At 71.0% G+C, this 8,161-nt stretch carries 9 protein-coding genes and 1 pseudogene; 3 read left to right on the top strand and 7 right to left on the bottom strand.

From position 1 onward, the window contains the following. Positions 1-337: 337 nt before the first annotated feature. Positions 338-631: pseudogene (locus tag A9X00_RS32070) on the bottom strand (PE family protein); the annotation flags it as partial. 182 nt (positions 632-813) lie between these two features. On the opposite strand from A9X00_RS32070, the gene A9X00_RS20745 reads away from it, so the two are divergent. Together A9X00_RS20745 and A9X00_RS20740 are read left to right on the top strand one after the other, a co-directional pair. Next, a complete protein-coding gene (locus A9X00_RS20745) occupies positions 814-1,185 on the top strand; it encodes a hypothetical protein (protein ID WP_067157716.1) in 372 nt (123 codons plus the stop codon). Then, positions 1,182-1,472, top strand: a complete 291-nt coding sequence (locus A9X00_RS20740) for a hypothetical protein (RefSeq protein ID WP_067157713.1) — start codon at positions 1,182-1,184, stop codon at positions 1,470-1,472. Before A9X00_RS20745 ends, A9X00_RS20740 begins: the two co-directional genes overlap by 4 nt. Positions 1,473-1,489: 17 nt before the next feature. On the opposite strand, the gene A9X00_RS20735 is transcribed toward A9X00_RS20740, so the two are convergent. Continuing rightward, positions 1,490-2,713 carry a PPE family protein gene (locus A9X00_RS20735; RefSeq protein ID WP_067157710.1) on the bottom strand — a complete coding sequence of 408 codons (1,224 nt, stop codon included), beginning with the start codon at positions 2,711-2,713 and terminating at the stop codon, positions 1,490-1,492. 13 nt (positions 2,714-2,726) lie between these two features. Further along, complete coding sequence (locus A9X00_RS20730) at positions 2,727-3,026, bottom strand: PE family protein (protein WP_067157708.1); 300 nt, start codon at positions 3,024-3,026, stop codon at positions 2,727-2,729. Between the two features lie 293 nt (positions 3,027-3,319). On the opposite strand from A9X00_RS20730, the gene A9X00_RS20725 reads away from it, so the two are divergent. Next, entirely contained in the window at positions 3,320-4,027 is a 708-nt protein-coding gene (locus tag A9X00_RS20725; protein ID WP_067157705.1) for an SIMPL domain-containing protein, read from the top strand. A gap of 14 nt (positions 4,028-4,041) precedes the next feature. Here A9X00_RS20725 and hpt read toward each other — a convergent pair whose 3' ends face one another. Genes hpt through dacB form a run of 4 tightly spaced genes read right to left on the bottom strand, consistent with a single transcriptional unit; the run spans position 4,042 to position 8,078 of the window. Beyond that, positions 4,042-4,653: a hypoxanthine phosphoribosyltransferase gene (gene hpt / locus A9X00_RS20720; RefSeq protein ID WP_067157702.1), complete on the bottom strand. Its 612-nt coding sequence runs from the start codon at positions 4,651-4,653 to the stop codon at positions 4,042-4,044. Between the two features lie 43 nt (positions 4,654-4,696). Beyond that, a complete protein-coding gene (gene tilS / locus A9X00_RS20715) occupies positions 4,697-5,656 on the bottom strand; it encodes a tRNA lysidine(34) synthetase TilS (protein ID WP_067157699.1) in 960 nt (319 codons plus the stop codon). After that, the gene (locus A9X00_RS20710; protein ID WP_067157734.1) at positions 5,635-6,696 is read right to left on the bottom strand and encodes a zinc-dependent metalloprotease; all 1,062 of its coding nucleotides are present in this window, start codon (positions 6,694-6,696) and stop codon (positions 5,635-5,637) included. Before A9X00_RS20710 ends, tilS begins: the two co-directional genes overlap by 22 nt. Further along, positions 6,693-8,078, bottom strand: coding sequence for a D-alanyl-D-alanine carboxypeptidase/D-alanyl-D-alanine-endopeptidase (gene dacB, locus A9X00_RS20705; protein WP_156772210.1), 1,386 nt, complete (start codon positions 8,076-8,078; stop codon positions 6,693-6,695). The genes A9X00_RS20710 and dacB overlap by 4 nt, the downstream gene beginning before the upstream one ends. Between the last annotated feature and the right edge of the window lie 83 nt (positions 8,079-8,161).

Below are 8,161 nucleotides of genomic sequence, written 5' to 3'. Positions count from 1 at the left end.
TGGTCAGCGCGGCGATGTCCGGGTTGGGCGGCGAAATGCCCGGCGGCGCCGGGGGCGCCGGTGCGGCCGGCGCCGGGGGGGCGCCGTAGCCGCCCCCATATGCTGCCGAGTTACCGCCGTAGCTGAATCGCGCGTAGGGATCCACGCGACCGCCGCCATAGTTGCCGCCGGCGTAACCGCCGTAGTTGCCATACGACGCCCGGCCGGCGGGCGCAGCGCCGTAGACCGGGGTGGCAGGCGGCGCGGGGGCGGGGCGAGGAGGCGCGACGTGCGTCATGCGGGCGGGCGTCGTCGGAGCCATGCGGGGCGGCGCGACATGCGCCACCCGGACACCCCCGGCCTGGCCCGCGTTGGCCGCCTCGGTGGCGGCATACGCGTTGGCGCCGAGCCCGAGGGCGTGGACGAACTCCTCGTGGATCAGGGCCGCCTCGGCGCTGATCGCCTGGTAGAGCTGGCCGTAACCGGCGAAGGCCGCCGCCGTCGCCGCCGAGACCTCGTCGGACGCGGCCGGGATGACTCCGGTGATCGGAAATGCGGCGGTCACGTTGGCCGCGCTGACGGCGGAGCCGATAACGTGCAACCGGCCGGCGGCCGCTTCCAGCAGCTCCGGCACGGTGACGACAAACGACATGTGGTGTTCCTCCTGATGCGAACCGCGGTGCCGAAGTCCGGCACTGCCTGACGTTGTGGAGACACACTGTCATAAATTATGAATTGCTGTCTAGTCTTGAGCGGAGAATTCTTGAAAATTGTCGATAGATCGCAGTTCAGGACGCTTTGACCGTGTTTTGGCATCCGGTTACTCTGGGAGGCATGCCGAGAACCAACGCCGCCGGGTGGGGGCTGAAGCGCCTGCTCGAGGCGACGCTGAACCGCGACATCACCATCGAGCAGTTGCGTGATGCCTGCGGCGTCACGAAGGGCCGGTGGTACGGCGGCGTCGGGCGCGCGAACGCCGACGACTTTCCCGACGCCGAGGAGGCCCGGCGCGCGGCTCACGCCTTCGGACTGAGCGCCACCTGGCTGCAGGTCGAGCTCGGCCTCATCACGCTGGACGACGTGCGCGGGGCCCTGGACGAGTCGACGTCGCTGGACCCGTTCAAGATGACCACCCGTCAGCGAGTGCTGCAGGTCCCCAATCCGCCGGCGGAGCAGCCGGCGCGAACTGACGGGAGGGAACGATGAAGCACCGCATCGTCGGCGGGGTGGCTGTAGTGCTGATGGCCGGGGGGCTGATCGCCTCGGCGCCCCCGGCCAGCGCCGGCTGCCTGTACGGGGGACCCGTTATCAGCAAGTGCGACGACCCCATCCAGCCCGACGGCACCTGGCAGCGTTGCGTCACATTCACCCACCTGATACCTAGCGGCGCCAGTTCCTTCCTGGTGCCCGAAAGGCGCTGCGACTTGATGGGTCCCGGTCAGAATCCCGGCGGTTTCGGCTTCGCCGATCCACCGACGCACCTCGACGGCTGATACGCCACGTTTCGGCGTCATCCCCCGACCGACGGCTGAGGCACCACCGTCGGCTTGAATCCGTATCGGGGAGCGGCGAAGTGCGCGACGCCGCGGCCGCCGCCACTACCCATCAGCGGCACGCCACCGAGGGCATTGGTGGCGGGTTCGGCGGCAGCGGCGGCACCGAGTCCGTTGAGCGTCACGACGGCGGGGCTGGCCGGCGGGGCCACACCGGCCCAGGCCGCCGGGACCGACAGTCCGCCAACCGAAGTCGCCCTGCCAATGGTTCCGGCCGCGCCGCCCACGGCGCCCGACACGGCGTGCGGCACCGACTCGACGGCCTTGGCGGCGCCCTCGGCGGCCTTGGCGGCCTGCGGCATCGCCGCCTGAGCCAGGCCCTGGATGTCCTTGAAGGCTGTGGTGAAAAGCCGTGTGGGAGATATCAATCGGATGAAGGCGTCGAAGCCTGAGCTGGCATCGACGGTCGCCGAACCGGTCAGGCCCTCGACCAGGTCCCCCATCACTCCGGCCACGATGATGCCGTCGCCGTTGCTGTTCCAGGCGTGCCCGGTCAGGCCGAGCGCCGCGGCGGGGTTGACGAGCCAGGGCGGCGAATTCGTCAGACCGGCCAGGCCGAGCAGCACGTTGGGAATCCCATAGATGCCCTGCCCACCGGTGGCCGCAGCGGCCGCTTGGGCGACCGCGGCGGCCTGTGCGCCCAGGCCCGCCGGATCGGTGGCGGGAGCCGCCGGGCCGAACGGCGTCAGCGCCGAGGCCGCCGCCGACGCACCGGCATAGCCGTACATTGCGGCCGCGTCCTGGGCCCACATCTCGGCGTACTGCGCCTCGGTGGTCGCGATCGCCGCGGTGTTCTGACCCAGGAAATTCGTCGCCAACAGGGCCAGCAACAGCGCCCGGTTGGCCGCGATCTCCGGCGGTGGCACCGTGGCGGCAAACGCCGCCTCGTAGGCACCCGCGGCGGCCGCGGCTTGGGCCGCGGCCTCTTCGGCCTGCCCGGCGGTGCCGCTCAGCCATCCGACCTGCGACCCGGCCGCGGTCGCCATGGCCGCCGCGGCCGGCCCCTGCCATGGCCCATCGGTCAGGCCGGTGATCAGCGACCGGTAGCCCGACGCCGTGGCGTGTAGCTCGCTGGCCAGGGCATCCCACGCCGCCGCGGCATTGAGCATGGGCGCCGAGCCGGGACCCGAATACATCAGCGCGGAGTTGATCTCCGGCGGTAACTGCGCGAAATCCAGCATGGCTGCCTCTCGCCTAGCCGACCGCGTTGGTGTTGGCGGCTTCGGTGGCCTCGTACGAGCCGGCGCTGACGCCGAGCGTGGTCGCCAGCAGCTCCCGCATTGCCGCGGCCTGAGCGCTCACCTCTTGGAAAAGCCTTGCGTGCGAAGCGAACTGCGCCGCTGTCAGCATCGACACCAGGTCCGCGGCGGCGGGAACCACCCCGGTCGTCGGGGCGGCCGCCGCGGCATTTCCCGCCCGCACCAACGCATTCAGCGCATGCATTTCGTCCGCGGCCGCCGCAAGCGTGCCTGGCTGCGTGATCACGATCGACACGTGTCCTCCCAAAACTCAATTCGATCAAAGGATTTCGGCCACCGAAGGCGTTACCGAAGCAGCTCAGAGGTTAGGCCTGACCCGGCCGGTCGCGGCAACCCCTCCCGGCCCTATTCATTGGCGGGTCGGTAACTGTTCACTTAACTGCGGCAATGTGCTGCGACTTATGGGAATGCAATGAAAGACGTTGCAAACCAATATGTTTAGAGTTCGACATGAACTTCGGCCGGATTGCCACGACACGCGGTAGGCTTTGCCGGCGTTAAATGCGCGGCGGGGCGTAGGGTCCACACATGGTCCGCAAATCGATCGCCTTGGCCGCCGCCGGCTTGGCCGTCGCCGCGTTGTCGGCATGCGACAAGCACAATGCCGCGCCAGCGCCGGGCGCCAATCCGCGTCAGGTGACCGTCGTGGGCTCGGGGCAGGTCCAGGGCGTCCCGGACACATTGACCGCCGATGCCGGCATCGAATTCACCGCACCCGACGTCACCGCCGCGATGAACCAGACCAACGATCGTCAGCAGGCGGTGATCAACGCGCTCGTCGGCGCGGGCCTGGACCGCAAGGACATCAGCACCACCACGGTCACCCTGGAGCCCCAGTACGGCAGCGGCACCGCGACGATCACCGGCTACCGCGCGACCAACGCGATCCGGGTCAAGATCCACCCGACCGATGCCGCGTCACGGATGCTGGCCCTGATCGTCACAACCGGCGGCGACGCAACCCGGATCAGCTCGGTCAGCTACTCCATCGCCGACGACTCGCAGCTCGTCAAGGACGCCCGCGCCCGGGCATTCGATGACGCCAAGGCCCGCGCCGACCAGTACGCCCAGCTGTCCGGCCTTCGGCTGGGCAGGGTGCTGTCGATTTCGGAGGTGTCCGGCAGCCAGCCCATGCCCGGTGGGCCGCCGGCCCCCCGAAGCACGGCCGCGGTCCCACTCGAACCCGGCCAGCAGACCGTGGGTTTCTCGGTGACCGCGGTGTGGGAACTCGACTAGCCGCGTCGTCGCGGCTACTGCTCGTAGACCCGGGGATCCAGCGTGCCGATGTACGACAGGTCGCGGTAGCGCTCGTCGTAATCCAGGCCGTAGCCGACCACGAAGTCGTTCGGAATGTCGAAGCCCACGTAGGCGATCTCGACTTTGGCGCGCATCGCGTCGGGCTTGCGCAGCAGGGTGCACACCCGCAGCGAACGCGGTTGCCTGCTCTTGAGGTTGCGCAGCAACCAGGACAGGGTCAGACCGGAGTCGACGACGTCCTCGACGATCAGCACGTCGCGATCGTGGATGTCGCGGTCCAGGTCCTTCATGATGCGCACAACGCCCGATGAGGACGTCGAGGAGCCGTAGGAGCTGACGGCCATGAATTCGAACTGGGTGGGCACCGGGATCGCGCGGGCCAGGTCGGTGACGAAGATCACCGCGCCCTTGAGCACGGTGATGAGCAACAGGTCCTCGCCGGTCTGGGCGGCAAGGTCGCCGTAGTGGTGGCCGATTTCCTCGCCGAGTTCGGCGATGCGGGCCTGAATCTGCTCGGCGGTGAGCAGCACCGACTTGATATCCCCCGGGTACAGCTCCACGGGCTGCGCGGGGGTGACAGCCGGGGAGATCTGGGCCACGCCCACAGAGTGCCACGCCAGCGGCCGAATAACCAATGACTGCCCCCGTTTACACAGGCTCGCGCCACATCGTCAGCACGCCGTCGCGGCGCCCGGCGATCAATCGCTCGCCGCGCAGCGCGGAGCCCACCGCCACCCCGCCCTGGCCGCGCCACGCCGTGACGAGGGTGTCCACGCCGCGAATCTGCTTGTCGGTCAACCCGGTCGCGCCCCCGGCCAGCAGCCAACCGCGGATCACCCGTCGTCGAACCGGGTCCGGCAGCGCGGCCAGCGCCCCGGCCTCGAGGCCCGTCCCCGCCCGCGCCCCGGGCAGCGCCTGCGCGGCGAGCGCATCGATCAGCTCGGTGTCCTCGCGCAGCGCGGTCGCGGTGCGCGCCAACGCCTCGGCCACGCCGCCCCCAAGCACGTCCTCCAGCAGGGGCAGCACCTCGAGACGCAGCCGCGTGCGGGTGAAGCGGCGGTCGGTGTTGTGCGGGTCCTGCCAGGCGGTCAACCCGAGTTCCGCGCACGCGGCGTGCGTCACGGAACGCCGGACCCCCAGCAGCGGCCGGCACCATGGGGGGTCGTGCGGCCGCATGCCGGCGATCGAGCGGCCTCCGGAGCCGCGGCCCAGCCCCAACAGCACGGTCTCCGCCTGATCGTCGAGCGTGTGCGCCAACAGCACCGGGCCGTCGCCCGAGGCGCGCAACGCCGCATAACGGGCCGCGCGGGCCGCCGCCTCCGGGCCGCCGTCCTTGCCCACCTCCACGCAAAGCACTTGCGCGTCAACGCATCCCAGCGCGAGCGCCTGCTGCCGGGCGGTCTCGGCGACGGCGGCCGAGCCCGGTTGCAGGCCGTGGTCGACGATCACGGCGGTGGTGGGGCGGATCGGGGCGGCGACCGCGGTGAGCGCCAGGGAGTCGGGGCCGCCGGATAGCGCCACGCGCCACCGCTTTCCGGTGGCGAGATGGGTGTTGGCGAAAGCCTCGACAGCCGTGCGCAGCTGCCCTACAGCACCCTGTCGATCCATCGCTGGGGGTCTTCGATCTCGGCGGGCAGCGGCAGCGTCTCGGGGCTCGACCAGATGGTATTGAACCGCTGCATTCCGACCTTGCCCACGACGTGGTCGACGAACGCCTTGCCGCGGGTGTATTGGCTGAGCTTGGCGTCGAGCCCGAGGAGCGCGCGCAGCAGCCGCTGCAGCGGGGGCTGCTTGCGATGGCGGCGCTCGTCGAATCGGCGGCGGATGGTGGCCACCGACGGCACCACGACCGGCCCGACGGCGTCCATCACGTGGTCGGCATGGCCCTCCAGCAGCGTCCCGAGCACCAGCAGCTGGTCCAGGGCCTCGCGTTGCGGCTCGGACTGCACGGCGCGCACCAGGCCGAGGATCCCCGACGAGGTGCCGTCCGACGCCGCAGACCCACCCGCGCCGTCGACGCGGCTGCGGACGAATTCGGCCAGCCGGGTCGCCACCTCCCGGATGTCCTCCCCCGCGTCCTGCGTCAGCAACCCCAGTGCCCGGGACATGTAGTCGGGTAACCACGGGTTGGCGGTGAACTGGACCCGGTGGGTCACCTCGTGCAGGCACACCCACAGCCGGAAGTCGGAGGGATCGACGCGAAGCTGACGCTCGACGGCGATGACGTTGGGATAGACCAGCAGCAGGCTTCCCTTTTTCGCGGCGGCAAAGGGGTCGTACTGGCCGAGGATGCCCGACGACACGAACGCCAGCACGGCGCCCGTCTGCGCGCCGGTGATGCGGCCGGTGAAAAACCCGCGCGGCTTGTCGGTGCCGTTGGTCATCACCCGCATCGACTCGGCCGCCGCGCCGATCCACTGCAGGCGGTCGACGATGCGGGCCGGCGGCACCGCCCCGTCGGTGATCAGGCCGGTGACGTCGCGCACCGGCGGCTCGGCTTTGGCGGCCGCGCTGGTCAGCTCGTCGATCACCTGGCGGCGGGTGTAGTCACTGGCCGCCGGGCCGGGCCGGGCCAGGCGCTGCCCGACGGTCGCCGCGAATCGCCAGTCGACGGCGGTGCCGAGGGTCAGGCTGGACGAGGCGGTCATGCGCACCCGCAGAACCACAGCTTGGTGGCCAGCGCGTCCATCGCGTTGCGGCCGTTGGGGCCCGCGTCGTTGGACAGGAACGCGAACGTGAGGACCCGTCCGCTGCGGTCGGTGAGCACCCCGACCAGCGAGTTGACCGCGGTCAACGAGCCCGTCTTGGCGCGCAGCCAGCCGGCGGGGCCGCGGTCGGTGGCCGCGTCGAGGAACCGGTCGCCCAGCGTCCCGCTGCCGCCGGCGATCGGCAGCAGGTCCAGCAGCGCCCGCAGCGCCGGCTGGTCGGGTCCGGCGGCGGCCTGCACCACCCCGTCGAGCGTCCTGGCAGTCAGCCGGTCGTCGACGGAAAGCCCACTGGAATCCACCAGCCTGGCGCCGGCGGTGTCCACGTGTGCGGTGCTCAACCGGTTGGTCACCGCGTCGACCGCCCCGGCGAAGCTCTGCGGCCGGTTGATCGCGGCGGCGACCTCCCGGGCGATGCACTCGGCCAGCACGTTGTCGGAGTGGTCCATCATCTCCGACAGCCGCTGCACCAGCGGCGCGGACTGCACGACGGCCAGCTGCCGCGCGCCCGACGGCGCGGTGGCGATCGTCACGGCGCCCGGGTCCAGGCCGAGGGCCTTGGCCAGCTCCCGCCCCGCGTCCAGCGCCGGCGTCTTGGACCGCCGCGAGTTGACGGTGGTCGGCTGGATGCGGCCGGCGTCGATCATCACCGACTCGATCGGCGCGATGTCGCCGTTGTCGACGTCGGCCGGATCCCAGCCCGGCGCCATCGTCGGCCCGCTGAACGCCGAGGTGTCCACCTGCACCGCGGTCGGGGTCATCCCGCTGCGGCGCACCTGCTCGGCGAGGTCGCTGATCCGCGCCGCGCCGCGGTACCAGGTGTCCACGCCCGGCGGCGCGGCCGACAACACCGGATCACCCGCGCCCACCAGCACGACGGGCCCCTGGGCGTTCTGGCTGCCGGCGACCACCCGGGTGCTGATCCGGGCCTGATGATCCAGGGTCAGCAGCGCCGCCGCCGCGGTCAGGACCTTGTTGGTCGACGCCGGCACCAGCGGCAGGTCGTCGGCCACCCGCCAGAGTTCCTTCCCGGTGATGGCGTCGGTGATCCGGCCACCCAGCCGGCCCAGGTTGGGATCAGCGGCCGCGGGTCCCAGCGCGGCGGCCACCCCGGCCGGGCTGGGCGTTTCGGCGGTGTCGGCGACCGGGACCATGCCCGGCTTGACCGTCGGCGGGCGCGGCGGCGGCACGGGCACGTGCGCGGCGCCGGCCCCGTGGCCTCCCGTGGTGAAAAACGTTGCCGCAGCCACCACCGCGGCGACGAACGCCAACACGGCCAACCCGATGAACACCTGGGTGGATTTCCGCCAGCGAGTAGGACCCATCACTCTCCTGACTGTTTGAACCCATTCTGCCGAATCGGCCGCGCTGCCCTCGACTAGGGTGATGCCCGACCCCACCGACCGAC

This window comes from Mycobacterium sp. 1245805.9, assembly GCF_001672915.1.
In the GTDB taxonomy this organism is placed as follows: Bacteria; Actinomycetota; Actinomycetes; order Mycobacteriales; family Mycobacteriaceae; genus Mycobacterium.
The sequence above is the reverse complement of the archived record's forward strand: the minus strand, read 5'-3'. Positions and strand labels throughout refer to the sequence as shown.

Bases quoted from the DNA above. Each gene is read 5' to 3' on its own strand.
- A9X00_RS20745 (WP_067157716.1), top strand. From the start codon at position 814: ATGCCGAGAACCAACGCCGCCGGGTGGGGGCTGAAGCGCCTGCTCGAG.
- A9X00_RS20740 (WP_067157713.1), top strand. From the start codon at position 1,182: ATGAAGCACCGCATCGTCGGCGGGGTGGCTGTAGTGCTGATGGCCGGG.
- A9X00_RS20735 (WP_067157710.1), bottom strand. From the start codon at position 2,713: ATGCTGGATTTCGCGCAGTTACCGCCGGAGATCAACTCCGCGCTGATG.
- A9X00_RS20725 (WP_067157705.1), top strand. From the start codon at position 3,320: ATGGTCCGCAAATCGATCGCCTTGGCCGCCGCCGGCTTGGCCGTCGCC.
- tilS (WP_067157699.1), bottom strand. From the start codon at position 5,656: ATGGATCGACAGGGTGCTGTAGGGCAGCTGCGCACGGCTGTCGAGGCT.
- A9X00_RS20710 (WP_067157734.1), bottom strand. From the start codon at position 6,696: ATGACCGCCTCGTCCAGCCTGACCCTCGGCACCGCCGTCGACTGGCGA.
- dacB (WP_156772210.1), bottom strand. From the start codon at position 8,078: ATGGGTCCTACTCGCTGGCGGAAATCCACCCAGGTGTTCATCGGGTTG.